The sequence below is a fragment of the Pseudomonas sp. AM8 genome, assembly GCF_036346475.1.
Lineage (GTDB): Bacteria > Pseudomonadota > Gammaproteobacteria > Pseudomonadales > Pseudomonadaceae > Aquipseudomonas > Aquipseudomonas marginalis.
In genome coordinates, this window is the sequence record NZ_JAOTNX010000003.1 from 206,753 (window position 1) to 231,072 (window position 24,320).

The following is a 24,320-nucleotide window of genomic DNA, read 5'->3' on the forward strand; positions in this document are numbered from 1 at the left end:
CAGCCCCAATGGAGAGCTGCCATGACCGATACCCCCGACCGCGACGAACGCCACCTGGCGCGCATGCTGCGCAAAAAAGCCGTGATCGACGAGCGCATCGCCAATTCCCCCAATGAGTGCGGCTTGCTGCTGGTGCTGACCGGCAACGGCAAAGGCAAGAGCAGCTCGGCATTCGGCATGCTCGCGCGCGCTATGGGCCACGGCATGCAGTGCGGTGTGGTGCAGTTCATCAAGGGGCGCAACAGCACCGGTGAGGAGTTGTTCTTCCGCCGTTTCCCCGAGCAAGTGCGTTTCCACGTGATGGGCGAAGGCTTCACCTGGGAGACCCAGGACCGCCAGCGCGATATCGCTGCCGCCGAAGCCGCCTGGGCCGTGTCCCGCGAACTGCTGCAAGACCCGCGCATCGGCCTGGTGGTGCTGGATGAGCTGAACATCGCCCTCAAGCATGGTTACCTCGACTTGGACCAGGTCCTCAGCGACCTGCAAGCGCGTCCGCCGATGCAGCACGTGGTCGTCACCGGTCGTGGCGCCAAGCCTGAGTTGATCGAAATGGGCGATACCGTCACCGAAATGGGCATGCTCAAGCACGCGTTCCAGGCCGGGATCAAGGCACAGAAGGGCGTCGAACTTTGAATCAGCCCCGTCACTGCCCGGCCGTCCTGATCGCTGCACCGGCGTCCGGCCAGGGCAAAACCACCGTCACCGCCGCGCTGGCCCGTTTGCACCGCAACCTGGGGCGCAGGGTACGCGTGTTCAAATGCGGCCCGGATTTCCTGGACCCGATGATCCACGAGCGCGCCAGCGGTGCGCCGGTGTATCAATTGGACATGTGGATGGTGGGCGAGCAGGAAAGTCGCCGCCTGCTGTGGGAAGCGGCGGGTGAGGCCGACCTGATCCTGATCGAAGGCGTGATGGGCCTGTTCGATGGCACACCGTCCAGCGCCGACCTGGCGCGGCATTTCGGCGTGCCGGTGCTCGGTGTGATCGACGGCACCGCCATGGCCCAGACGTTTGGCGCCCTGGCCCTGGGCCTGGCGCGCTATCAGCCGGACCTGCCGTTTGCCGGGGTGCTGGCCAACCGCGTCGGCACCCTGCGCCATGCGCAGTTGCTGGAAGGCAGCCTCACCGAAGGCTTGCGTTGGTATGGCGCCCTGTCCCGCGAAACCGGGATCGAACTGCCCAGCCGCCATTTGGGCCTGGTGCAGGCCAGCGAGCTGAATGACCTCGACGTGCGCCTGGACGCCGCCGCCCAGGCCCTGGGCAGCAGCTGCGAAGTCGCATTGCCGCCACCGGTGACCTTCGCCGCGCCGGAAGTGATCATGGCCGAACCATTGCTGGCCGGTGTGCGCATTGCGGTGGCCCGTGACGAAGCCTTCGCCTTCACCTATGGCGCCAGCCTCGACCTGCTGCGGGCGATGGGGGCCGAGTTGCACTTCTTCTCGCCGATCCATGATCGCCAGCTGCCCGAGGCTGACAGCCTGTATTTGCCCGGCGGTTACCCGGAATTGCACCACCAGGCGCTGTCGCAAAACACGCCGATGCTTGACGCCATTCGTAACCATCATGCCGCCGGCAAACCCTTGCTCGCCGAGTGTGGCGGCATGCTCTACCTGCTGGACTCGCTCACCGATGTCGACGGCACCCGCGCCGAACTGGTCGGCCTGCTGCAAGGCGATGCGGTGATGCAAAAGAAACTCGCGGCCCTGGCCCTGCAAAGTGTCGAACTGCCGGAAGGCGTGCTGCGCGGGCACACGTACCACCATTCCCTGACCAGCACCGAGTGCCAGCCGATTGCCCGTGGCCTGAGCCCGAACGGTGGGCGCGGTGCCGAAGCGGTGTTCCGGCACGGGCGGATGACGGCCTCTTACGTGCACTTCTATTTCCCGTCGAATCCGACGGCGGTAGCCGCGTTGTTTGCCCCGGACCGAGCTGAAACCCCATCCACTGTGGGAGGGGGCTTGCCCCCGATAGGGCCATGACCGACAACGCTTTCCCCCAGGCCGACCGCGACGCCGTCTACCGCGCCATCGCCGAACGCCGCGACATGCGCCACTTCAGCGGCGGCAGTGTCGCGCCCGAATTGCTGCATCGCCTGCTCCAGGCCGCGCACCAGGCGCCCAGTGTCGGCCTGATGCAGCCCTGGCGGTTTATCCGCATCAGCGACCGCGCGTTGCGCAGCCGGATTCAACAGTTGGTGGAAGAAGAACGCGTGCGCACCGCCGAGGCGTTGGGCGAGCGCTCCGATGCGTTCATGAAGCTCAAGGTCGAAGGCATTCACGACTGCGCCGAAGTGCTGGTGGCGGCGTTGATGGATGATCGCGAGCGCCACATCTTCGGGCGGCGCACCTTGCCGGAGATGGACCTGGCGTCGCTGTCCTGTGCGATCCAGAACCTGTGGCTGGCCGCGCGGGTCGAGGGGTTGGGCATGGGCTGGGTCTCGCTGTTCGAACCCCAGGCCCTGGCCGACCTGCTGGGCCTGCCGCCCGGTGCGAAACCCCTGGCGGTCTTGTGCCTGGGGCCGGTGACGGAGTTTTACCCGGCACCGATGTTGCAGATCGAAGGCTGGACCGAGCCTCGGCCGTTGAGTGACATGGTGTATGAAAATGCGTGGGGAGTGAGTCAATGAGTGTGGCCTTGCTGTGTGTCGCAGCAGTGGCGCTGGATGCGCTGCTGGGCGAGCCCAGGCGCTGGCATCCGCTGGTGGCGTTCGGCAATTTTGCCGGGCGCATCGAGCAGCGTTTCAACAGCGGTGGCCGGGGCTGGCGCAGCCATGGCGTGACCGCGTGGGTTATCGCCGTGGTGCCATTGACCCTGCTGGCCACCGCGTTGTCGTGGGCGCCGTATATCGGCTGGGTCCTGGAGATCCTCGCGTTGTACTGCGCCCTCGGCATGCGCAGCCTCGGCGAGCATGTGATCCCGGTGGCCCAGGCCCTGCGCAGCGATGACCTCGACGCGGCCCGCACACGGGTGAGCTACCTGGTCAGCCGCCAGACCAGTGAACTGGATCGGACTGAAGTCGCCCGTGCCGCCACCGAATCGGTGCTGGAAAACGGCAGCGATGCGGTGTTTGCCGCGTTGTTCTGGTTTGTCGTCGCCGGCGTACCGGGCGTGGTGCTCTACCGCCTGAGCAATACGCTCGACGCGATGTGGGGCTATCGCAACGAACGCTTCGAGCGTTTCGGTTGGGCCGCGGCCAAGATCGACGATGTACTCAACTATGTGCCTGCACGCCTGGTGGCCTTGACCTACGCCGTGCTGGGCAAAACCCGCCTGGCCCTCAAATGCTGGCGCACCCAGGGGCCGACCTGGGACAGCCCCAATGCCGGGCCGGTGATGGCATCCGGCGCTGGCGCGTTGGGCGTTGAGCTGGGTGGCGCCGCGATTTACCACGGCGAGGTGCACCAGCGTCCGCCACTGGGCGAAGGCCCGGCGGCGGATGCCGACTCTATCGACCGCGGCTGGCAACTGGTACAGCGCGGCGTATGGTTGTGGTTGCTGATTCTCTGCGTGGGGGGGCAATTTTATGCTTGAGCACGGTGGCCGGCTGCGCAAGGCAGCGATTCAGTACGGGATTGCCGAGGCCGATTGGCTGGACCTGTCTAGCGGCCTCGCACCCTGGCCATGGCCGATCCCGGAGATTCCGCTGCGGGCCTGGGCGCGCTTGCCGGAGTCCGACGACGGCCTGGAACAGGCGGCCAGCGAGTATTACGGCGCCGCGCATCTGCTGCCGGTGCCCGGCTCCCAGGCGGCGATTCAGTTGCTGCCGCGCCTGCGCCGTGCCGGCAAGGTCGGCGTGCTGTCGCCGTGCTACGCCGAACATGCCGAGGCCTGGCGGCGTGCCGGCTACGTGGTGCGTGAAGTGCAGGAGCAGGAAGTCGACTTCTTCCTCGACGTCCTCGACGTGCTGGTGGTGGTCAATCCCAATAACCCCACCGGACTGAGCCTGGCCCCGCAACGCCTGCTGGACTGGCACACAAGGCTGGCCCAGCGCGGCGGCTGGCTGGTGGTGGACGAAGCGTTCATGGATGTCACCCCGCAGTTGAGCCTGGCGAGCCAGGCCCATCAGGTCGGCCTGATTGTGCTGCGTTCGTTCGGCAAGTTTTTCGGCCTGGCCGGGGTGCGCCTGGGCTTTGTGCTGGCCGAGCGCAGGCTGCTCAAGTTGCTGGCCGAACAGGTTGGGCCCTGGGCTGTCAGCGGGCCGACGCGGGTACTGGGCCAAGTGTGCCTGCGCGATACCGCCGGTCATGCACGGCAGCGGGCACGCTGCATCGAGGCCGGCCAGCGTTTGTTTGAACTGCTCGAGCGTCGTGGCTTTCAACCCCAGGGCGGCTGCGCGTTGTTCCAATGGTTGATCACCCCGCACGCCGAGCGCATGCACGAATTCATGGCCCAGCGCGGCATCTTGCTGCGCCTGTTTGTGCACAACAGCAGCGTGCGGTTTGGCCTGCCCGACACCGAGGCCGATTGGTCGCGTCTCGACGAAGCGCTGGCTGCCTACAAGGACGCCTCATGAGTACGCTGATGGTGCAAGGCACCACCTCCGATGCCGGCAAAAGTACCCTGGTGACCGCGTTGTGCCGTTGGCTGGTACGCCAGGGCATTGCCGTGGTGCCGTTCAAACCGCAGAACATGGCGCTCAACAGTGCGGTGACGGCCGAGGGCGGCGAGATCGGTCGTGCCCAGGCGGTGCAGGCCCAGGCGGCCAACCTGGCGCCCCATACCGACATGAACCCGGTGCTGCTCAAGCCCAACAGCGACACCGGCTCCCAGGTGATCATCCATGGCCGTGCGGTCACCAGCATGAATGCCGTGGCGTATCACGATTACAAAGCCATCGCGATGCAGGCGGTGCTGGCCTCCCACGCGCGGTTGAGCGAAACCTACCCGGTGGTGATGGTGGAGGGTGCAGGCTCCCCGGCGGAGATCAACCTGCGCGCCAATGACATCGCCAACATGGGCTTCGCCGAGGCCGTCGACTGCCCGGTGCTGCTGATTGCCGACATCAACCGCGGCGGGGTGTTCGCCCATCTGGTCGGCACCCTGGAATTGCTCTCTCCCAGCGAACAGGCGCGGGTCAAGGGCTTCATCATCAACCGCTTTCGCGGCGACATCGCACTGCTGCAACCCGGCCTGGATTGGTTGCAGGCACGCACCGGCAAACCGGTGGTGGGCGTATTGCCCTACGTGATGGACCTGCACCTGGAAGCCGAGGACGGTATCGACCAACGCCAGATCGACAAGGCGGCGCAGGTGCTCAAGGTGGTCGTGCCGGTGCTGCCGCGCATCAGCAACCATACGGATTTCGATCCGCTGCGCCTGCATCCCCAAGTGGACTTGCAGTTCATCGGGCCGGGCCAGCCGATTCCGGCCGCCGACCTGATCATTCTGCCCGGCTCGAAAAGCGTGCGCAGCGACCTCGCGTACCTGCGTGCCCATGGCTGGGACACCGCCGTGGCGCGGCACTTGCGCTACGGCGGCAAGGTGCTGGGGATTTGCGGCGGCTTGCAGATGCTCGGTGAGCAGGTGCACGACCCGTTGGGCCTGGAAGGGCCGGCCGGCTCCAGCGACGGCCTGGGGCTGCTGGCGTTCAGTACCACCCTGGAAGCCGAGAAACAGTTGCGTAATGTACGCGGGCGTTTGTTGCTGGAGGACGCCGAGGTCAGTGGCTATGAGATCCATGCCGGCGTGACGTGCGGCGCGGCCCTGGCGAACGCCGCCGTGCTGTTGGAGGACGGTCGCCGTGACGGCGCGCAAAGTGCTGACGGGCAGATTCTTGGCACGTATCTGCATGGCGTGTTCGAGACTCCGGCGGCCTGCAGTGCGTTGCTGCGTTGGGCTGGGTTGCAGGATGTGCAGGAGGTGGATTATCACGCCCTTCGCGAGCGTGATATCGAACGGTTGGCGGATCTGGTGGAGAACCATCTGGACACCGATTTATTGCGCAAGCTGTGTGGGGTTTAAGGGTGTACACACGGTTCAAATGTGGGAGGGGACTTTCGGTGTACATATCCATTCCTGCGGTAACGGCCACTTATGGTTCCGCTCTTACAGCGGCTCACTTTTGGAAAGGCCCAAAAGTAAGCAAAAGGCCTTCGCCCCACCACTCGGCACCTCGCTTGGGCTCGGTGTGCCCGAACGCAGGCTTGAATCCGTGGGCCGCCGCAATGGGCCATCCCTGGCCCAGTGCGGCTAACCCGGCGTCCTGCCGGGTTACCCACGGATTCAAGCCTGCGTTCGGCCAGCGTGGTTTACGGGGCGACTTCAGATCAAAAGCGACTCGCTTCGCATCGTGGAGTGGTGGGTGGGTAGGGGGTGTCTCATGCTTCAACTGATTTTAGGCGGCGCTCGTTCCGGTAAAAGCCGCTTGGCCGAAAAGCTCGCCAGCGACAGCGCTTTGCCCGTCATTTATATCGCCACCAGCCAACCGCTTGACGGCGAGATGAATGCCCGTGTTGCCTTGCATCGCGAGCGTCGCCCTGATCACTGGGGTTTGATCGAAGAACCTGTCGAGCTGGCGCGTGTGCTACGCGAAAACGCTGCGCCCGGTCGTTGCCTGTTGGTGGATTGCCTGACCCTGTGGCTGACCAATCTGCTGATGCTCGAAGACGCAGAACGCCTGGCGTTTGAGCGCGATCAATTGCTGGAAACCCTGGCCGTGCTGCCGGGTGAAATTATTTTTGTCAGCAACGAGACCGGTCTGGGTGTCGTGCCGCTGGGCGAATTGACTCGCCGCTATGTGGATGAAGCCGGTTGGCTGCATCAAGCCTTGGCCGAGCGGTGTCAGCGTGTTGTCCTGACGGTTGCCGGCCTGCCCCTGACGTTGAAAGGTACTGCGTTATGACTGACACCTGGTGGCTCAACCCTTGTAAGGCCATTGACGCCTCGGCGTACGAACAAGCCCTGGCGCGCCAGCAGCAATTGACCAAGCCGGCCGGTTCCCTGGGCCAGCTGGAAGCGCTGGCGGTGCAATTGGCCGGCTTGCAGGGCCAGGTCAAACCGTCGGTGGACCGGCTGTGGATCGCCATCTTTGCCGGTGACCACGGCGTGGTTGCCGAAGGTGTATCGGCGTTTCCCCAGGAAGTGACCGGGCAAATGCTGCATAACTTTGTCACCGGTGGCGCGGCCATCAGTGTATTGGCGCGGCAACTGGATGCGCAGTTGGAAGTGGTCGACCTCGGTACGGTGACCCCTTCGCTGAGCCTGCATGGCGTGCGTCACCTGAATATCGGCGCGGGCACCGCCAATTTCGTCAAGGGCCCGGCAATGACCGGTGCCCAGGGCCGATTGGCATTGCAGGCGGGTCGCGACAGTGTGCTGCGCGCCCGTGAAAGCGGTGCGCAGTTGTTTGTTGGCGGCGAGATGGGCATTGGCAACACCACCGCCGCCAGTGCGCTGGCCTGCGCCTTGCTCGATTGCCAGGTGACCGAGCTGACAGGCCCGGGCACCGGATTGAATGCCCAAGGCGTCAGTCACAAGGTGGCGGTGATCGAACGCGCGCTGGCCGTGCATGCGGCGCAGCGTGGGGATGCGCTGCACACCCTGTGCAATCTCGGTGGCTTTGAAATCGCTGCCCTGGTGGGGGCTTACCTGGCCTGCGCCCAGGAAGGCATCGTGGTGTTGGTGGATGGGTTTATCTGCACCGTCGCGGCGCTGGTCGCCACGCGCTTGAACCCGGCGTGCCGCGACTGGCTGCTGTTCGGCCACCGCGGCGCCGAGCCTGGCCATCGCCATGTCTTGCAGAGCCTCGATGCACAACCGTTGCTGGAACTCGGCCTGCGCCTGGGCGAGGGCAGTGGCGCGGCGTTGGCGGTGCCATTGCTGCGCCTGGCCTGTGCGCTGCACGGGCAGATGGCGACGTTTGCCGAAGCGGCCGTGGCAGACCGTCCGGCATGACCTTGCACCTGGACCTGTTGCGCCATGGCGAAACCGAACTGGGGGGTGGCCTGCGCGGCAGCCTGGACGATGCATTGACCACCAAGGGCTGGGAACAGATGCGCGCCGCCGTGGTGGCACAGGGACCCTGGGATCGGCTGATCAGCTCGCCGCTGCAACGCTGCGCGCGGTTCGCGGAGGAATTGGGCGCGCGGTTGAATGTGCCGATGAGCCTGGAAAAGGACCTGCAGGAACTGCACTTCGGTGCCTGGGAAGGGCAGAGTGCGGCGGCGCTGATGGAGACCGACGCCGAAGGCCTGGGCCGGTTCTGGGCCGATCCCTATAGCTTCACGCCGCCCCAGGGCGAACCGGTCAACGCGTTTTCCCAGCGGGTTTTGGGCGCCGTCCTGCGCCTGCATAAGGCGTATGCCGGTGAGCGTGTGCTGTTGATCAGCCACGGCGGGGTGATGCGTTTGCTGTTGGCCCACGCTCGGGGGCTGCCCCGTGAGCAGTTGCTGAATGTTGAAGTCGCTCATGGTGGGTTGTTCAACCTGCAGGTCGGCGCCGATGGCGTGTTGAAGGAAGGAATCTGAGCATGCTGCCGTTCTGGATCGCCGTGCAGTTCCTGAGCAGTTTGCCGATTCGCCTGCCGGGTATGCCGCAGCCGCAGGAGCTGGGGCGCTCGTTGCTGTTTTATCCCGTGGTCGGGTTGCTGTTCGGCGTGCTGCTGTGGGGCCTCAATACGCTGTTGACCGGATCACCGCTGTTGTTGCACGCCGCGCTGCTGCTGACGGCCTGGGTGTTGCTCAGTGGCGGCTTGCACCTCGACGGCCTGGCGGACAGCGCCGATGCCTGGCTGGGTGGCTTCGGCGACCGCGAGCGCACCCTCAGCATCATGAAAGACCCGCGCAGCGGACCGATTGCGGTGGTCACCCTGGGCCTGGTGTTGCTGCTCAAGTTCACCGCGCTGGTGGCTTTGATCGAACAGCGCAACGGTGTGGCGTTGATTCTCGCGCCGTTGATCGGCCGTGCGTCGATGCTGGGGTTGTTTCTCACCACCCGTTATGTGCGAGCGGGTGGGTTGGGCCAGGCGTTGTCGGATCATCTACCGCGCGTCGTCGGGCAACAGGTGCTGATCCTCAGTGGCCTGGCCTGCATCCTGATCGGTGGTTTCAGCGGGGGGCTCGCCGTGCTGCTCGCGGCCGTGTGTTTTATCGGCCTGCGCCAACTGATGGTCAATCGCCTCGGCGGCACCACCGGCGATACCGCTGGCGCGCTGCTGGAGCTGCTGGAAGTGGCTGTTCTGGTCGGTTTGGCCTTGTAACACTTTCTTGCATTTCCTTAATCGCGGGTATATACACGTTCCATGCTTGCCTCCCAATGTTTATGCACCAACCTGCGACGTGCCGCCCGTGGCGTCAGCAGGCACTACGACGGCGCCCTCGACGGCTTCGGGATCAACGTCGCCCAGTATTCCTTGCTGTGCAACCTGCAGCGCCTCGATCAACCGAGCATTTCCAGCCTGGCCGACGCCATGGGCCTGGATCGCAGCACCTTGGGGCGCAACCTGCGGGTGTTGGAAGGTGAGGGCCTGGTGCGGATGGTAGAGGGCGATGACCTGCGCAACCGCCTGGTGCTGTTGACCGCCGCCGGTGAAGAGCGCCTGGCGGCAGCGTTACCCGCCTGGGAGGCGGCGCAACAGAAATTGATCGATCAACTCGGCGCGGAAAAACGCGAAACCCTGTTGGCCTTGCTGGATGAACTCGCCTGAACGCGGGTTTGTTCGAATACAAGCGGGTATATACCCGCGAACGGAGAATAAGAAATGACGTCGATGTGGCGCACCAGTGGTTGGATCCTTGTAGGGAGTGCGCTGATCCTGGCGTTGTCCTTGGGCGTGCGGCACGGGTTCGGCCTGTTCCTGGCGCCGATGAGCAGCGAATTCGGCTGGGGCCGTGAGACCTTTGCCTTTGCCATCGCCTTGCAGAACCTGATCTGGGGCCTGGCGCAGCCGTTTACCGGTGCCCTGGCCGACCGGTTCGGCGCCACCAGGGCGGTGTTTGTCGGCGGGGTGTTGTACGCCGCAGGCCTGGTGTTGATGGGCCTGTCGGATTCGGCGTGGTCATTGTCCTTGAGTGCCGGCCTGCTGATCGGGATTGGCCTGTCGGGTACATCGTTTTCGGTGATTCTGGGCGTGGTCGGCCGCGCCGTGGCGCCGGAAAAGCGCAGCATGGCCATGGGCATTGCCAGTGCCGCCGGTTCGTTTGGCCAGTTCGCCATGGTGCCGGGCACGTTGGGCTTGATCAGTTGGCTGGGCTGGTCGGCCGCCTTGCTGGCGCTGGGCTTGATGGTGGCGCTGATCCTGCCGCTGGTGAGCATGCTAAAGGATCGCCCGCTGCCGGTCATGGCCGGCCAGCAGACCCTGGGTGAAGCCTTGAAGGAAGCCTGCTCCCACTCCGGGTTCTGGCTGCTGGCCTTCGGCTTTTTCGTCTGCGGTTTCCAGGTGGTGTTTATCGGTGTGCACCTGCCGGCCTACCTGGTGGACCAGCACTTGCCGGCCACGGTCGGCACCACGGTGCTGGCGTTGATCGGGCTGTTCAATATCTTCGGCACCTATACCGCCGGCTGGCTTGGCGGGCGCATGTCCAAGCCGCGCCTGTTGACCGGGTTGTACCTGCTGCGCGCGGTGGTGATCATCCTGTTCCTGTGGGCACCGGTGACCGAAGTCACGGCCTACCTGTTCGGCATGGCCATGGGCTTTTTGTGGCTGTCCACGGTACCGCTGACCAACGGCACGGTCGCCACGTTGTTCGGGGTGCGAAATCTTTCCATGCTCGGTGGGATCGTGTTCCTTTTCCACCAGCTCGGCTCGTTCCTTGGCGGTTGGTTGGGCGGGGTGGTCTATGATCGAACCGGTAACTACGATTTGATCTGGCAAGTGGCGATCCTGTTGAGCGTGCTCGCCGCAGCCCTGAATTGGCCGGTGCGTGAGCGGCCGGTGGCGCGATTGCAGGCGCAGATGGAGGCGGCATGAGTTCGACCTGGTATTGGTTCGGCGGGGCAGCCGCGACCGCGCTGTTACTGGCCCTGGCCTGGTGGGGCTGGCAGCGCGGTGGCCTGGCGTTGATGCAACTGGGTATGTCGATCTGTTAAGTTCGGTGTCTGAACTTTTTAAAGGACTTTTCGACATGCAGATGCGCTGGCTGGCTGTACCTGTGCTGATGGCTGCTTTTGGCGGTGTGGCGTTGGCTGCCGATTGCCCGCCGTTGCTGGAGGGTCAATTGCCCAAATTGCGCGCCAAGGAATCCATCGACCTGTGCCAACGTTTTGCCGGCAAGCCTCTGGTGATCGTCAACACGGCGAGCTTTTGCGGGTTCGCGCCGCAATTCAAAGGCCTCGAAGCGCTGTATCAACGCTACAAGGGCGAAGGGTTGGAGGTGATCGGCGTGCCATCCGATGACTTCAAGCAGGAAGCCAAGACCGGCGAAGAAACCGCCAAGGTCTGCTACGTGAATTACGGCGTGACCTTCACCATGACCGAGCCGCAGAAGGTCAAGGGGCCGGACGCGGTGCACCTGTTCAAGGTATTGGCGCAGCAGAGCAATGCGCCGAAGTGGAATTTCTACAAGTACGTGGTCGACCGCCAGGGCAAGGTGATTGCCGATTTCTCCAGCCTCACCAAGCCGGACAGCCCCGACCTGATCAAGGCAGTGGAGCAGGCGATAGCGTCCAAACCCTGATTATCGGGCACTGAAAAGCCCCGCCTCCCTTGCAGGAGAGCGGGGCTTTTTTACACCCGTCCGGATCAGAAGGTGTAGGTCATGCCCAGGCCGAAACCGTTGGCACTGTTTTCGTACTTGGCGCGGTAACTGGCTGTCGACGGGGCGTTAGCCGTCTGGTTGATCTTGACGTCTTCTTCTTTCAGGTACGAATACGCCAGGTCGACGGTCATGTTATCCATGACTTTGTAGCCCAGGCCCACGCTGAAGATCGTACGGTCGCCCGTCGGGATGCGCGGCGAACGATCGGTGTTGTTGGCCGGGGATTGGTCGAAGGTCAGGCCGGTACGCAGCACGACTTGCTTGGTCAACTGATACGAGGTACCCACGGCGTAGGCCCAGGTGTCGTGCCAATTTTGTTCTTCGGTGATGGAACCTAGTTGGGTTGGCGCCAGCAAGCCGCCGGCAGCCGTTACGCCTTCGTTGTTGACGGTGATCTCTTTCAGGCGACTCCAACGCGTCCAGGTTGCACCGCCATAGAGTTTCCAGGCGTCGGTCAGGTCTTGGGTGACGGACAGGTCGTAGGACTCTGGGGTGTCGATTTTCAGCGAGGCGTCGTAACGGTTGTTACGCAGGAACGGCTGAGTGGCCGCTGGGCCGCTGACGGTGGTGTGGCCTTCGAGCTTGTACTTGACCTTCGAGTGGTAGGTCAGGCCCACGCGTGTGGTGTCGGTGGCCTGGACCAATACGCCGACGTTGAAACCCAGGGCGGTATCGTCACCCTTGATTTTGACGTTGGTATCGGAAGCAAGCGGGCTGAGGGTCCTGTCCGACTCGAGTACACCGGAAATCCGGTTGATGGTCGGGCCGAAACCGATGGATACACGGTCGTTGAACGCGTAGCTGACAGTTGGCTGGAAGGTCATGACCTTCACTTCGCTCTTGCTGCCGAAGCCGCGACCCTGGAAGCCGTTTTCATAGTCGGTCACCAGGCCGAACGGTGCGTATACACCGAAGCCGATAGCCCACTGATCGTTGAGTTTGTTGGTGTAGAAACCGAATGGCACCGCGGTGAACGGAACCATGTCGCCTTTGTTGGACCCGCGAGAGTTGCCACCGGTATTGCTGATATCGGTCGACGCATCAATGGCAGCGACACCACCGGTGATTTGTTGGCCATTCAGACGGGACATACCGGCCGGGTTACCGTAGACAGTGCTTGCATCATCGGCAGAAGAGGAGCGACCTGCGAAACCCGTACCCATCCCGCTGACGCTCTGTTCGTTCAGTGCGAAACCGCTTGCGAACAGTTGGGAGGATGCCATGGCAACGGCGAGGCTAAGTGTGGTCTTGAGCATTACTTTTTTCATTATTAGAACTCCGTGGTGATCACCGCAGCGGAAAGTATCAATAAAATTAACATCGCGCTATAGGCTGTAATGCAGGAGATAGAGCGGTTTTGTAGGACAATCCGACCAAAATTCGGCTTTTTTGCCGAATCTTGCAAATTGCCCGGTCAGCAGGCCACGTGATTCAAGGGGGAAACACAGGTTTGCCAGGCCTGGGTGAAATCCCGCAGCCTTCCTTGAGGATGAAATATTTCTTTCCAGATACGCGCCATGGCTAAAACATCACCGGGTGGTGGCAGGGCAGGGCTGTGTTGTTCGACCAGGAGCCAGGCGATGGCCGTGGCATAACGCAGGTTTACGGTGAGCTCCAGTTGGGGTGCACTGAGAAAGGCGTGTTGGCTGGCGAGCCCGCGTACCAGGCTGGCACGCTCGGGGTCGAGCGCCAGGTAGTTATCCCACAAGGCACGATGGCGAGGTTCGGTGATGCTGTACAGGCCGTGGCCGCGTCGATCATGCAGGGCAGAACCCAATTCCGACTGGCTGGCCGCGATACCCAGCAGCAGTGACTCAGCCGTTGGGCTCTGCTGGCCGAGGTACGTCAGGGTCGGCCGGATCACATAGCGACACAATTCACTGGCTGCGATACCCATACATGCCTCAATCCGTGAAAAGGGTCGACGAGCCCTGAGAAAGGGGGCTTGGCAGCAGTGGATCGGCTCTCAGGCTCGTCGGAAGCGGATCATGCCGCTTGAGTTGAAGTGTAGTGTCATATTCATGAGGTAAAGGACTGTTTTTAAAACATCTTCTTCAACCAGTTATAACGTTTATATCGATTTGAACTTAGTGCAAATACTCGAGCCAGGAATGACGGGCAATAAAAAACCCTGCGTTTTAAGCAGGGTTTTTTGTGTTTCAGCGACTCGGGTCGATCAGGCAACCAGTGCCTGACGGGTACGCTCGATCACGGCCTGCAGCGGTTCAGCGCTGGAGTATTGATCGGGGTACAGGCGTTCGCTGTGACGGGCGATGCCGTGTTCGTTGACCAGGGTGAAACTGAAGCAGCCTTTGCGAGCGGCCATGATCAGGCAGTTCATTGGAGCAAAAGCGTTGGTGAGGGTGCGAATGGCATCCTGAGTATGGATAGCGGACATATTATTGGTGTTCCTACAAATGACACGGATAAGAACCGTGCAACGTTAAAACGTTCCAGTAACGTTGATCACCATTGATCGAACGAAGAACCCGACTGGAACAAAGCAGCCAGTTTGAAGCGCTGATTAAGTTAGGCGCGCTTGGGCTGGCAGGTAGGTACTTAGGAGGGCAGGCAACACAACAAGGGCAAAGGTTCTGGGCCCGGGGTGAAGATCCTGATCAATTTGCAGGTTGGTTCGGTCAGAGTATTAAAACTTCGCGGCACCCTTTGCTTGTTCAAAGGCAGTGTCGTCGCAAGTGATACCTGGAAACCATCGAGGTGGTCGATCCCGTGTTGTTCAGGGGAGTTGTTCGACCAGAATTGACTTTCAGCTTGGTACTAACGCTGCGGATAGTAACGGATTGAAACAGGCAATGGAAGCGTGCTAGTCAAAAAACTTCAATCAGCCGCCCAGCAGGCCGCGATACACCAGCACCGTGACGGCGGCGGCCAGGGAACAACCCAACCCATAGGCGGCCAGGGTCAGGCGCAAGGATTGGCCGGTCTCGACCATCTTCATCACATCGCCCATGTCATCGATACGCCCTTCACCCAGCTCGATGCACAGGCTCACGGCGGTGAACGCGGCCGATAGCAGGATGGCGATGGCAAACAACGCCCCATCCGGGGATGGCAGTACGACATTTATCCCTAATGAAATGGCACAGATGGCCAGTAACAACACGGCGAATAACAGCATTCCTTTCATCGGCCCACTCAGCGTTGTGTTGTCCGTCGGGCAGTGTGGCGAGCTGGCAAAGATTTGAAAAGTCCCTGTTTTGCCTCGGCGGTAACATTTTTGAAGGCTATCGCTTCAAAAAAAGCCGGGGATATAACCATCGGATCGGTACTTGTGCACATTAGTTGCGGCGTGTGTAACCTGGCTGTCAATCGCTGGACAGGGCCGCCATTTGCCTGCAATGGAAATTTAAGTCAATGAAAAATCTGGCTTTTTTTTATTGGTGAAAAAATCGTCAGTTTGACTGTGGGCCCCGTTCCATGGGCCTTTGCGCGAGTTAAAGGCTGGTTGTCCACTGAGTTATCCACAGCTTCTGTGGATTGTCCCAAGCGCTTGCTCTAGAACGGGCGTGCCGGGTTTTTTCAGCTTTACCTGTGCGAAAAAAAGAGTAGAGTGGCGCGCCTTCCGTTCTGTCCCACAGTGCTTTATGAAGTTTCGCTTAGTATCACCTTCTGTTACCGATACCTCCCAGACTGTTACCGCACCCAAGCGTTTTTCCTTGAAAGTCGCCCTGTGGTTGCTCGACAGCCCACGCCTGGGCCATAGCACCAACATCAAACACTTCGCCGGGCGCTTGCTCAAGCAGCCGGCCCGTGAGGGCGTAGTGGCTGCGCAAAGCCGTCTGGGCCAATTGATGTGCCGCGAGTGCGGCAACGCCCGCGACCGCCGCATCGGCCACGATCTGCTGCGCCTGGCCGCCCGTGCCGGTGACCGCCGTGCCCAACGGGAACTGGGTCAGGTCGAAGACTGAGCTGTCCTCACGCTCTACGCTTGGTTAACCTTGCTCCTTTTCGGTGATGGCAGAAATGGCTATGGTTTTTGACTGGACCAGTGTTGCCCTGGGCCTGGCTGGCGCCGCAGTGCCTTTATTGGCGGTGTGCTGGCAGATTCAGCGGCGGTTGACCGCGCGGACCACTGGCTGGGAACTGCTCGAAGAGCGCCTGGCCACTGCGCAACTGGCCCAGGAGGGCCTCGCCGCTCAACTGGATGCCAGTCGCGATGAAATCAGCGATCTGAGCCAGGCCAACGCCGCCAAGCAAGCTGACCTGGCTGCAGTGCGCCGCGAGGTCGAGCTGTTGCAGATCGATCGCGACAACGCCCGCGACGCCGCCCACGCCTGGAACCTTGACCGCAGCGCCAAGGAAACCGAATTACGCCGCCTCGACGCACTGTCGGCCGCCTTGCGCGCCGAACTGCGCGAGCAGCAGGAAAGCCATCAGCAGCGCCTCGCCGACCTGCAAGGCTCGCGGGACGAGTTGCGTGCGCAGTTCGCTGAGCTGGCCGGCAAGATCTTCGATGAGCGCGAGCAGCGCTTTGCCGAGACCAGCCAGGAGCGCCTGGGCCAGTTGCTCGACCCCTTGAAGGAACGCATCCAGTCCTTCGAAAAACGCGTGGAAGAGAGCTATCAGAACGAGGCTCGCGAGCGCTTTTCCCTGGCCAAGGAGCTTGAACGCCTGCAGCAGCTGAACCTGCGTCTGTCAGACGAAGCCACCAACCTGACCCGCGCCCTCAAGGGCCAGAAAACCCAGGGCAACTGGGGCGAGCTGATCCTCGAACGGGTGCTGGAGCACGCCGGCCTGGAGAAGGGCCGCGAGTACCAGACCCAGGTCAGCCTCAAGGGGCCGGACGGCGAGCGTTTCCAGCCGGATGTGCTGATCATGTTGCCGGGCGACAAGCAGGTGGTGGTGGATTCCAAGGTCAGCCTGACGGCGTATCAGCAGTATGTCGCAGCGGATGATGAGGTGATCGGCCAGGCAGCCTTGAAGCAGCACGTACTGTCGCTGCGCAATCACGTCAAAGGCTTGGCCGGTAAGGATTACAAACGCCTGGAAGGCCTGCACAGCCTGGATTTCGTGTTGTTGTTCGTGCCGATCGAAGCCGCTTTTTCCGCGGCCTTGCAGGCCGAACCGAATCTGTTCCAAGAAGCTTTCGACCGGCATATCGTGATCGTCAGCCCAACGACGCTGCTCGCCACCCTGCGGGTGATCGACAGTCTCTGGAAGCAAGAGCGTCAAAGCCAGAACGCCCGCGAAATCGCCGAACGCGCCGGGTGGCTGTACGACAAGTTCGTGCTGTTTATCCAGGATCTGGATGAGGTGGGCAATCGTCTGCAGCAGTTGGATAAGGCTTACAGCGCGGCGCGGAACAAGCTGACAGATGGGCGCGGAAACCTGGTCAGTCGCACCGAGCAATTAAGGTTGCTCGGTGCGCGTGCCAGCAAAAGCCTGCCGACGGATTTGCTGGAGCGGGCGATGACCGACGCCGACGGCGTGGCGCACCTTCCCGAATAAACACAATCCGAAAGGTGGAAGGGGTGTAGCCCCCTCCCACATGTTGACTGAGTACATCCGGTTTATAGCGGTAAGTGTCGACTCAGCAACGCCCGCAGCGCGGCGGGCTTCACCGGTTTGGCGAGGTAATCCAGCCCCGCCGCATGCACCTCTGCCACCATCTCCGGGCGGCCGTCGGCACTGATGACCACGCCGGGAATCGGCTCCGCCATTTGCGCCCGCAGCCAGCCCATGAGCTCGGTGCCAGTCTCACCGTGGTCGAGGTGGTAATCCACCAGTGCCAGTTGCGGGCGTACGCCTTGCTCCAGCAGCGCCGCACATTGGGCCTGGTCGGTGGCGGTCCACACTTCACAGCCCCAGCGTGTCAGCAGGCTGCGCATACCGATCAGGATGCTCTCTTCGTTGTCCACGCAGAGTACTTGCGCGCCGCTTAACGGCAGGCCGTTCTCCTGGGTAGGCTTGACCTGCGGGCTGGCCTGGTTGCGTGCCAGCGGCACACGCACGCTGAACACGCTGCCCTTGCCGGGCCATGAGCGCACGCTCAGGCGATGGCCCAGCACCCGGCACAGGCCGTCGGCAATCGCCAGACCCAGGCCCAGGCCTTTCTCGGCGCGGGTCTGGTGGCTGTCCAGGCGCTTGAACTCTTCGAAGATCACCTTCTGTTTATCCTGCGGGATACCTGGGCCACGGTCCCAGACTTCCAGGCACAGCTCGCCCTTGCGCCGGCGTACGCCGAGCAGCACCGGGCCGTCGGCATACCGGAAAGCGTTAGTCAGAAAATTCTGCAAGATCCGTCGCAGCAACTTGATGTCACTGTCGACGCGCAAGCGGCTGCCGCGCAGGCGAAAACGCAGGCCTTGTTCCTGGGCCAGGGCCTTGAATTCCGCGCCGAGGGTGTCGAACAGTTCGTTGAGCACAAAGGGCTGGCGCTGCGGGTTGATCTTGCCGTTTTCCAGGCGCGAGATATCCAGCAGGTCGCTGATCAGGTCTTCGGCCGAACGCAGTGAGCTGTCCAGGTGTTGCACCAGTTGCCGGGCTTCGCTGGACAGGCCGTCGTTCTGGTGGGAAAGGGCAGCGGAGAACAGGCGGGCGGCGTTCAGCGGTTGCATCAGGTCATGGCTGACGGCCGCGAGGAAGCGCGTCTTTGACTGGCTGGCGGACTCGGCAACGCCCTTGGCATCGGTGAGCGCCACATTGAGCTGCGACAGTTCGTGGGTGCGCTCGGTCACCCGTTGCTCGAGGCCTTCGTTGGCCTCGGTGAGTGCCTGCTCGGCCTCGCGGAACGCGGTAATGTCGGTGAAGCTCATGACGAAGCCGCCGCCGGGCATCGGGTTGCCGATCAGCTCGATCACCCGCCCATTCGGGAACAGCCGCTCTGAGGTATGCGCGCGGCCCTGGCGCATCCAATGCAGGCGGCGCGCCACGTGGACCTCGGCTTCCCCCGGCCCGCACAGGCCGCGCTCGGCGTTGTAGCGGATGATGTCGGCAATCGGTCGGCCTACGCTGATCAGCCCGTCCGGGTAATTGAACAACTCCAGGTAACGCCGGTTCCAGGCCACCAGCTTGAGGGACTGGTCCACCACACTGATGCCCTGGGTGATGTTCTCGATAGCGCCCTGCAGCAATGCGCGATTGAATTGCAGCACTTCCGAGGCTTCGTCGGCGATACGTACGACGTCCTCGAGCTGCATTTCCCGCCCCTCGATCGCCGCTTTCACCACGGCCCGAGTCGAGGATGCGCCGAGCACACCGGCCAGCAATCGCTCGGTGTGTGCGATCCAGTCGTTGTCGGCATTCTGGTTGGGGTTAAAGCCTTTGCCCTGGCGATAGGCGAAGCGGATAAAACTCTGCTGGGCCCGTTCTTCGCCGACAAACCGCGCGGCCAGGCTGAGCAGGTCGCTGATCTGTACCGACAGCATCGAGCGGGCATTGGCGCGCTGGCTGATTTCCTGGCCGATAAAGCGCCCGGCTTGCCAGTGTTCCGAGACACGTGTGCGCGACAGCATCGACACCCACACGAACAGCGTGAAGTTACCGGCCAGGGAGAACACGGTGCCCAGGGTCAGTGAGGTGACGGACAAACCGAGCGGGTGCGAATGCATCCACGTCAGCCCCGGGAAAATGGCGAGGGACCAACCCAGGCTTTTCGCGGTAACCGGCAGGACCAAGGTGTAGAACCACAGGAACGTACCCGCCGCCAGCCCCGCAAATACACCGCGTCGGTTGGCTTGCTTCCAATACAGTGCGCCAAGCATGGCCGGGGCCAGTTGAGTCACCGCGGCAAACGCGATCTGGCCGATGGTCGCCAGGCTCGCGGTGGAGCCCAGCAGGCGGTAGCTGACATACGCCAGCAGCAGGATGATCACGATGCTGACCCGGCGCACCGACAGCATCCAGTGGCGGAACACTTCGAACGGCCGCTCGGCGCTGGAACGGCGCAGCAGCCAGGGCAGCAGCATGTCGTTGGAGACCATGGTCGACAAGGCGATGCTCGCCACGATCACCATGCCGGTGGCCGCCGACGCACCGCCGATAAACGCCAGCACGGCGAGGGCCGGATGAGCCTCGGCCATGGGCAGGCTGATCACGTAGGAGTCCGGCAGCACCGAGCCGGGCAGCATCATTTTGCCGCCCAAGGCGATCGGCACGACAAACAGCGCGGCGAGGATCAGGTAGGCCGGGAACACCCACTTGGCCAGGCGCAGATCCTGGGGGTCGATGTTCTCCACGACCGTCACATGGAACTGCCGAGGCAAGCAAATGATCGCCATCATGGCGACGCCGGTCTGTACCACCATCGACGGCCAGTTGATGGTTTCCTTCCAGTATTCCTCCAGGCGTGGCGCGAGCATCGCCTGGCTGAACAGGTCGCCGAAACCGTCGTACAGGCCGTAGGTCACAAACGCCCCGACCGCGAGAAAGGCGAACAGCTTCACCAACGATTCAAACGCAATCGCCAGCACCATGCCGCGGTGGTGTTCGGTGGCGTCGAGGTTGCGGGTACCGAACACAATGGTGAACAGCGCCAGCACCAGGGACACGATCAGCGCCGTGTCCTGGGCTCGGGTGCCGGTGGTATCGGCACCTGCGCCAATCAGCAGGTTGACCCCCAGCACAATGCCTTTGAGTTGCAGGGCGATATAAGGCAGCACGCCCACCAGGCAGATCAGCGCGACCACCACCGCCAGGGACTGGGATTTGCCATAGCGTGCGGCGATGAAGTCGGCGATGGAGGTGATGTTTTCCTGCTTGCTGATCAGGATCATCTTCTGCAGGACCCAGGGTGCCAACACCAGCAACAGCACCGGTCCCAGGTAGATCGGTAAGAACGCCCACAGTTGTTCGGCGGCCTGGCCTACGGCGCCGAAGAAGGTCCAGCTGGTGCAGTAGACGGCCAGCGACAGGCTATAGACCCAGGCACGCATGCGCGGCGGCAGCGGCGCACGGCGGCGGTCACCGTAGAAGGCGATGGCAAACATAATGGCCATATAGGCCAGGGCAACGGCGGCGATCAGCCCGCTGGACAGCGTCATGGTAACTCCGAGCATGAGAACACCCAGGCATTCCAGGCCCGGTTGGACAGTCTCGCATGATGCCTGGGGTTAGTCAGTGTCGACCAAGGTCGTGTGGGATCTAATGTCGCAGGGGGCGCTTAGCGCGGTGGCAGGGTTTTCTGGCGCAGGATGTAGATTGTCACCAGCACGGCGCTGGTCAGCATGAAGCCACGTGCCCATGGCAACGGCACCAGGTAGCAGGAAAAACCGATACTCAGCCACATCAGGCCGATGGCGTAGACCTTGCCCTTGAGCGGGATGCCGTTGCCGTCCAGGTAGTCACGAATCCAGGGGCCCAGGCGCGGGTGTTCCACCAGCCACTGGTAGAAACGCGGGGAGCTTCGAGCGAAGCAGGCGGCGGCGAGCAGGAGGAAGGGGGTGGTCGGCAATACCGGCAGGAAAATACCGATCACTCCCAACGCTACGCTCAGCCAGCCGATGGCCAGCAGCACGTAGCGCAGGAGCAGCGAGCGATTGCCCATGGGTGTCACGGGCAAGCGACTCAGTGGTGGCGTGGCTTGAGGATCGCCGGTTTTTCGTCAGGGGCGTTGCACAGCAGGTACAGCGCGGTCAGGGCTTCCGGGATCTGAACGATCATGTCGTCCATCAGGTTGGCGTCGGCTGCGATATCGGAAAACTCAGCTTCCTCCTCAAACAGCCCCGAACCTACCATGATCGGCAGCAGCATTTCGCTGACTTCTTCCTCGGCGGATTCGAACCAGGCCGCTTCGCGCAGGAACACCCCTTCCATAAAGCCAATGCACCAGCCGCGCAGGTCGGAGTCGTCCGGCTCTTCACCCAGGTCCAGCTCGCACGGCAGTTCGAACTCCTCATCGGAGGCCAGTTGACGACCGATGTGGGCCTTGAGGGCCAGCAGGGTGGATTCGATTTCTTCGCGCTGGGCGGCGTCGGCGTAGTGCGGCTCTTCGGCGAACAGTGCGTCGATCCATTCACGGTCGGGAACGACCTCGGAGCAGATCGACAGGGCGGTCAGGTAGCCGTGGGCGGCCACGTAGTCCAGCGCCTCGTCATGCAGCTCATCGGCGTCGAGGAAGGCTTGCAGGCGGGTTAGTTGCTCAGCGAAGGACATTGAAGGACTACCTTGGGAATAAACGATGCTGAATTCTAGGCTTTCTTGCGCGCCCAAGCCAGTCGGCGTGCATATTTGCCAGGTTTTAGAGACGGGCTGCAATTCGTCAGCGGCGCCCTTTGCCGGATGACGCTCGGGTATACTGCCGCGTTTTGTGATGCCCCTGCAGGCCAAGCGCCAGGTCGAGAAAACTTCGCTTACGGATTATTTTCCGTGAGCCCGTATTTTTTCGACCAGCCTGTACAGAGGGATTTCGGCACTATTTTGTTGGAGTTATACATGCTCGATCAGGCTCAACGCGTCCTCAAGGACATCTTCGGCTACGACAGCTTTCGTGGTCGCCAGGGTGCGATCATTGAGCGCGTGGCCAAGGGCGGTGATGCCCTGGTCCTGATGCCTACCGGTGGTGGCAAGTCGTTGTGCTTCCAGGTGCCGGCGTTGTTGCGCAACGGGCTGGCAGTGGTGGTGTCGCCCCTGATCGCGTTGATGGACGACCAGGTTGCGACCCTGGAAGAACTTGGCGTCGCTGCCGCCGCCTTGAACTCCACCCTCAGTGCCGAGCAGCAACGCGACCTGGCCGCGCGGATCAAGCGCGGTGAAGTGAAGATGCTTTATCTGGCACCTGAGCGCCTGGTGCAGCCGCGCATGCTGGCGTTTTTGCAGAGCCTGGAAATTGCCCTGTTCGCCATCGACGAAGCCCACTGCGTATCGCAATGGGGGCATGATTTCCGCCGCGAATATTTGCAGCTCGGTCAACTGGCGGAGCTGTTCCCGGACGTCCCGCGCATCGCCCTGACCGCCACGGCCGACAAGCGCACCCGTGAAGAAATCGTCGAGCGCCTGCACCTGCAGAACGCCGAGCGGTTCCTGTCGAGTTTCGACCGGCCAAATATTTTCTACCGCATCGTACCCAAGGAGCAGCCGCGCAAGCAGTTGCTGGCATTCCTTTCCGAGCGACGCAGCGATGCGGGCATTGTCTATTGCCTGTCGCGCAAGAAGGTCGATGAAGTGGCCGCGTTCCTCTGCGAGCAGGGCTACCCGGCGCTGCCGTACCACGCCGGACTGCCCAACGAAACGCGCGCTGCCCACCAGAAGCGCTTTCTCAACGAGGAAGGCCTGATCATGGTGGCCACCATCGCGTTCGGCATGGGCATCGACAAATCCAACGTGCGCTTCGTGGCCCATATGGACCTGCCCAAGTCCCTCGAGGCCTATTACCAGGAGACCGGTCGTGCCGGCCGTGATGGCCTGCCGGCGGATGCCTGGATGGTCTACGGCCTGCAGGACGTGGTGATGCTCAAGCAGATGCTGCAGAACTCCGAAGGCGATGAGCGCCACAAGCGCCTGGAGCAGCACAAGCTCGACGCGATGCTCTCGTTGTGTGAAGAGACCCGCTGCCGCCGCCAGACCTTGCTGGCCTACTTCGACGAGGACATGCCGCAACCGTGCGGCCACTGCGATAACTGCATCGATGGGGTGCAGACCTGGGACGCCACCGAGCCCGCCCGCCAGGCGCTGTCGACGATCTATCGCACCGGCCAGCGTTATGGCGTCGGTCATCTGGTGGATGTATTGCTGGGCAAGGACAACGAAAAAGTGCGCAGCTTCGGCCACGAGAAACTCTCGGTCTACGGCGTCGGCAAGGCCCGTGCCGAAGGCGAATGGCGTTCGTTGTTCCGACAGATGGTCGCGCGCGGTCTGGTGGACATCGATATCGAAGGGTATGGCGGCCTGCGCCTGAACGACAGCTGCCGGCCGTTGCTCAAGGGCGAGGTGAGCCTGGAGCTGCGCCGCGACCTCAAGCCGCAAACCACCGCCAAGACCAGCACCAGCCAGGCCAGCCAGCTTGTACGGGGCGAGGAGCGCGAACAGTGGGAAGCCCTGCGTACCCTGCGACGCAAACTGGCCCAGGAACACAGCGTGCCGCCGTACGTTATTTTTCCCGACTCCACGTTGCTGGAGATGCTGCGCGAGCAGCCCACCACCATGGCCGAAATGGCACGGGTCAGCGGCGTCGGTGCGCGTAAGCTGGAGCGCTACGGCCAGGCATTCCTCGAAGTGCTTGGTGGCCAGGCCGAAGCGCCGAAGGAAATCGCCGATATTCGCCATGAACTGATCAGCCTGGCCCGCGCCGGCATGACCCCGATCCAGATCGCCGGCCAGCTGCAATGCTCGGAGAAAAACGTCTACACCTTGCTGGCCGAATCCATCGGCAAGCAGCAGTTGTCCCTGGAGCAGGCCCTTGATTTGCCGGAGGATTTGCTCGGCGAGATCCAGGACGCATTCCTTGACGGAGAAGGCGAATTGCCACCGGTTGCGGAGATAGCACCGCTGTTTGTCGGGCGTGTGCCTGAAGGGGTTTTGTACTGCGTACGGGCCGCTTTGCAGTCTGAATTCGAAATTTAGTGTGCCAATTACGACAATGTAACGAATCAGTACATAGCAACTCTTGCCTAGTGACATGGCTCATGCTTAGCTGACTAATAATTAGCCATACTTTATTTTCAGTCTAAA

Annotated in this window: 24 protein-coding genes; 17 read left to right on the forward strand and 7 right to left on the reverse strand. The window is 62.3% G+C overall.

What is annotated here, in order from left to right; all coding sequences use genetic code 11:
- Window positions 1-21: 21 nt before the first annotated feature.
- From cobO to V3W40_RS10475, 14 genes are all read left to right on the forward strand, one after another.
- Complete coding sequence (gene cobO, locus V3W40_RS10410; RefSeq protein WP_065924919.1) at window positions 22-633, forward strand: cob(I)yrinic acid a,c-diamide adenosyltransferase; 612 nt, start codon at window positions 22-24, stop codon at window positions 631-633.
- Window positions 630-1,979, forward strand: a complete 1,350-nt coding sequence (locus tag V3W40_RS10415) for a cobyrinate a,c-diamide synthase (RefSeq protein ID WP_065946845.1) — start codon at window positions 630-632, stop codon at window positions 1,977-1,979. The genes cobO and V3W40_RS10415 overlap by 4 nt, the downstream gene beginning before the upstream one ends.
- Window positions 1,976-2,626 (forward strand): 5,6-dimethylbenzimidazole synthase, encoded by a 651-nt coding sequence (gene bluB, locus V3W40_RS10420; protein WP_330214985.1) that lies wholly within the window; start codon window positions 1,976-1,978, stop codon window positions 2,624-2,626. Before V3W40_RS10415 ends, bluB begins: the two co-directional genes overlap by 4 nt.
- Window positions 2,623-3,531 carry an adenosylcobinamide-phosphate synthase CbiB gene (cbiB, locus tag V3W40_RS10425; RefSeq protein ID WP_065924922.1) on the forward strand — a complete coding sequence of 303 codons (909 nt, stop codon included), beginning with the start codon at window positions 2,623-2,625 and terminating at the stop codon, window positions 3,529-3,531. The genes bluB and cbiB overlap by 4 nt, the downstream gene beginning before the upstream one ends.
- Window positions 3,524-4,513, forward strand: coding sequence for a threonine-phosphate decarboxylase CobD (cobD, locus tag V3W40_RS10430; RefSeq protein ID WP_065924923.1), 990 nt, complete (start codon window positions 3,524-3,526; stop codon window positions 4,511-4,513). Before cbiB ends, cobD begins: the two co-directional genes overlap by 8 nt.
- Window positions 4,510-5,961, forward strand: a complete 1,452-nt coding sequence (locus V3W40_RS10435; protein ID WP_330214986.1) for a cobyric acid synthase — start codon at window positions 4,510-4,512, stop codon at window positions 5,959-5,961. Before cobD ends, V3W40_RS10435 begins: the two co-directional genes overlap by 4 nt.
- Window positions 5,962-6,319: 358 nt before the next feature.
- Window positions 6,320-6,841, forward strand: a complete 522-nt coding sequence (gene cobU / locus V3W40_RS10440) for a bifunctional adenosylcobinamide kinase/adenosylcobinamide-phosphate guanylyltransferase (protein WP_053133123.1) — start codon at window positions 6,320-6,322, stop codon at window positions 6,839-6,841.
- Window positions 6,838-7,893, forward strand: a complete 1,056-nt coding sequence (gene cobT, locus V3W40_RS10445) for a nicotinate-nucleotide--dimethylbenzimidazole phosphoribosyltransferase (RefSeq protein ID WP_323146411.1) — start codon at window positions 6,838-6,840, stop codon at window positions 7,891-7,893. The genes cobU and cobT overlap by 4 nt, the downstream gene beginning before the upstream one ends.
- Complete coding sequence (gene cobC / locus V3W40_RS10450) at window positions 7,890-8,465, forward strand: alpha-ribazole phosphatase family protein (RefSeq protein WP_330214987.1); 576 nt, start codon at window positions 7,890-7,892, stop codon at window positions 8,463-8,465. The genes cobT and cobC overlap by 4 nt, the downstream gene beginning before the upstream one ends.
- A gap of 2 nt (window positions 8,466-8,467) precedes the next feature.
- Complete coding sequence (locus V3W40_RS10455) at window positions 8,468-9,196, forward strand: adenosylcobinamide-GDP ribazoletransferase (RefSeq protein WP_027603811.1); 729 nt, start codon at window positions 8,468-8,470, stop codon at window positions 9,194-9,196.
- A gap of 42 nt (window positions 9,197-9,238) precedes the next feature.
- A complete protein-coding gene (locus tag V3W40_RS10460) occupies window positions 9,239-9,643 on the forward strand; it encodes a MarR family winged helix-turn-helix transcriptional regulator (RefSeq protein WP_027603812.1) in 405 nt (134 codons plus the stop codon).
- Between the two features lie 63 nt (window positions 9,644-9,706).
- A complete protein-coding gene (locus V3W40_RS10465; protein WP_166655305.1) occupies window positions 9,707-10,906 on the forward strand; it encodes an MFS transporter in 1,200 nt (399 codons plus the stop codon).
- Window positions 10,903-11,025, forward strand: a complete 123-nt coding sequence (locus V3W40_RS10470) for a hypothetical protein (RefSeq protein WP_260845652.1) — start codon at window positions 10,903-10,905, stop codon at window positions 11,023-11,025. Before V3W40_RS10465 ends, V3W40_RS10470 begins: the two co-directional genes overlap by 4 nt.
- 35 nt (window positions 11,026-11,060) lie before the next feature.
- Window positions 11,061-11,612, forward strand: a complete 552-nt coding sequence (locus tag V3W40_RS10475) for a glutathione peroxidase (RefSeq protein ID WP_090400088.1) — start codon at window positions 11,061-11,063, stop codon at window positions 11,610-11,612.
- A gap of 65 nt (window positions 11,613-11,677) precedes the next feature.
- Here V3W40_RS10475 and V3W40_RS10480 read toward each other — a convergent pair whose 3' ends face one another.
- The 4 genes from V3W40_RS10480 to V3W40_RS10495 form a co-directional block, all read right to left on the reverse strand.
- The gene (locus tag V3W40_RS10480; RefSeq protein WP_330214988.1) at window positions 11,678-12,961 is read right to left on the reverse strand and encodes an OmpP1/FadL family transporter; all 1,284 of its coding nucleotides are present in this window, start codon (window positions 12,959-12,961) and stop codon (window positions 11,678-11,680) included.
- Window positions 12,962-13,107: 146 nt separating this feature from the next.
- A complete protein-coding gene (locus V3W40_RS10485) occupies window positions 13,108-13,590 on the reverse strand; it encodes a hypothetical protein (protein WP_065946840.1) in 483 nt (160 codons plus the stop codon).
- Between the two features lie 279 nt (window positions 13,591-13,869).
- The gene (locus V3W40_RS10490) at window positions 13,870-14,091 is read right to left on the reverse strand and encodes a hypothetical protein (RefSeq protein WP_010563939.1); all 222 of its coding nucleotides are present in this window, start codon (window positions 14,089-14,091) and stop codon (window positions 13,870-13,872) included.
- 444 nt (window positions 14,092-14,535) lie between these two features.
- Complete coding sequence (locus V3W40_RS10495; protein WP_065924933.1) at window positions 14,536-14,841, reverse strand: hypothetical protein; 306 nt, start codon at window positions 14,839-14,841, stop codon at window positions 14,536-14,538.
- 457 nt (window positions 14,842-15,298) lie between these two features.
- On the opposite strand from V3W40_RS10495, the gene V3W40_RS10500 reads away from it, so the two are divergent.
- The gene (locus tag V3W40_RS10500) at window positions 15,299-15,622 is read left to right on the forward strand and encodes a hypothetical protein (protein ID WP_065924934.1); all 324 of its coding nucleotides are present in this window, start codon (window positions 15,299-15,301) and stop codon (window positions 15,620-15,622) included.
- 175 nt (window positions 15,623-15,797) lie between these two features.
- Window positions 15,798-17,162, forward strand: coding sequence for a DNA recombination protein RmuC (gene rmuC / locus V3W40_RS10505; protein ID WP_330215064.1), 1,365 nt, complete (start codon window positions 15,798-15,800; stop codon window positions 17,160-17,162).
- A 62-nt stretch (window positions 17,163-17,224) separates the two neighbouring features.
- Here the strand turns inward: rmuC and V3W40_RS10510 are convergent, their stop codons facing one another.
- The 3 genes from V3W40_RS10510 to V3W40_RS10520 form a co-directional block, all read right to left on the reverse strand.
- Window positions 17,225-20,695, reverse strand: a complete 3,471-nt coding sequence (locus tag V3W40_RS10510; protein WP_330214989.1) for a hybrid sensor histidine kinase/response regulator — start codon at window positions 20,693-20,695, stop codon at window positions 17,225-17,227.
- A 119-nt stretch (window positions 20,696-20,814) separates the two neighbouring features.
- The gene (locus V3W40_RS10515) at window positions 20,815-21,198 is read right to left on the reverse strand and encodes a YbaN family protein (RefSeq protein WP_027603821.1); all 384 of its coding nucleotides are present in this window, start codon (window positions 21,196-21,198) and stop codon (window positions 20,815-20,817) included.
- 20 nt (window positions 21,199-21,218) lie between these two features.
- Window positions 21,219-21,806, reverse strand: coding sequence for a UPF0149 family protein (locus V3W40_RS10520; protein ID WP_167656588.1), 588 nt, complete (start codon window positions 21,804-21,806; stop codon window positions 21,219-21,221).
- Window positions 21,807-22,085: 279 nt separating this feature from the next.
- On the opposite strand from V3W40_RS10520, the gene recQ reads away from it, so the two are divergent.
- Window positions 22,086-24,212: a DNA helicase RecQ gene (gene recQ / locus V3W40_RS10525; RefSeq protein WP_315872363.1), complete on the forward strand. Its 2,127-nt coding sequence runs from the start codon at window positions 22,086-22,088 to the stop codon at window positions 24,210-24,212.
- The last annotated feature ends 108 nt before the right edge of the window (window positions 24,213-24,320 follow it).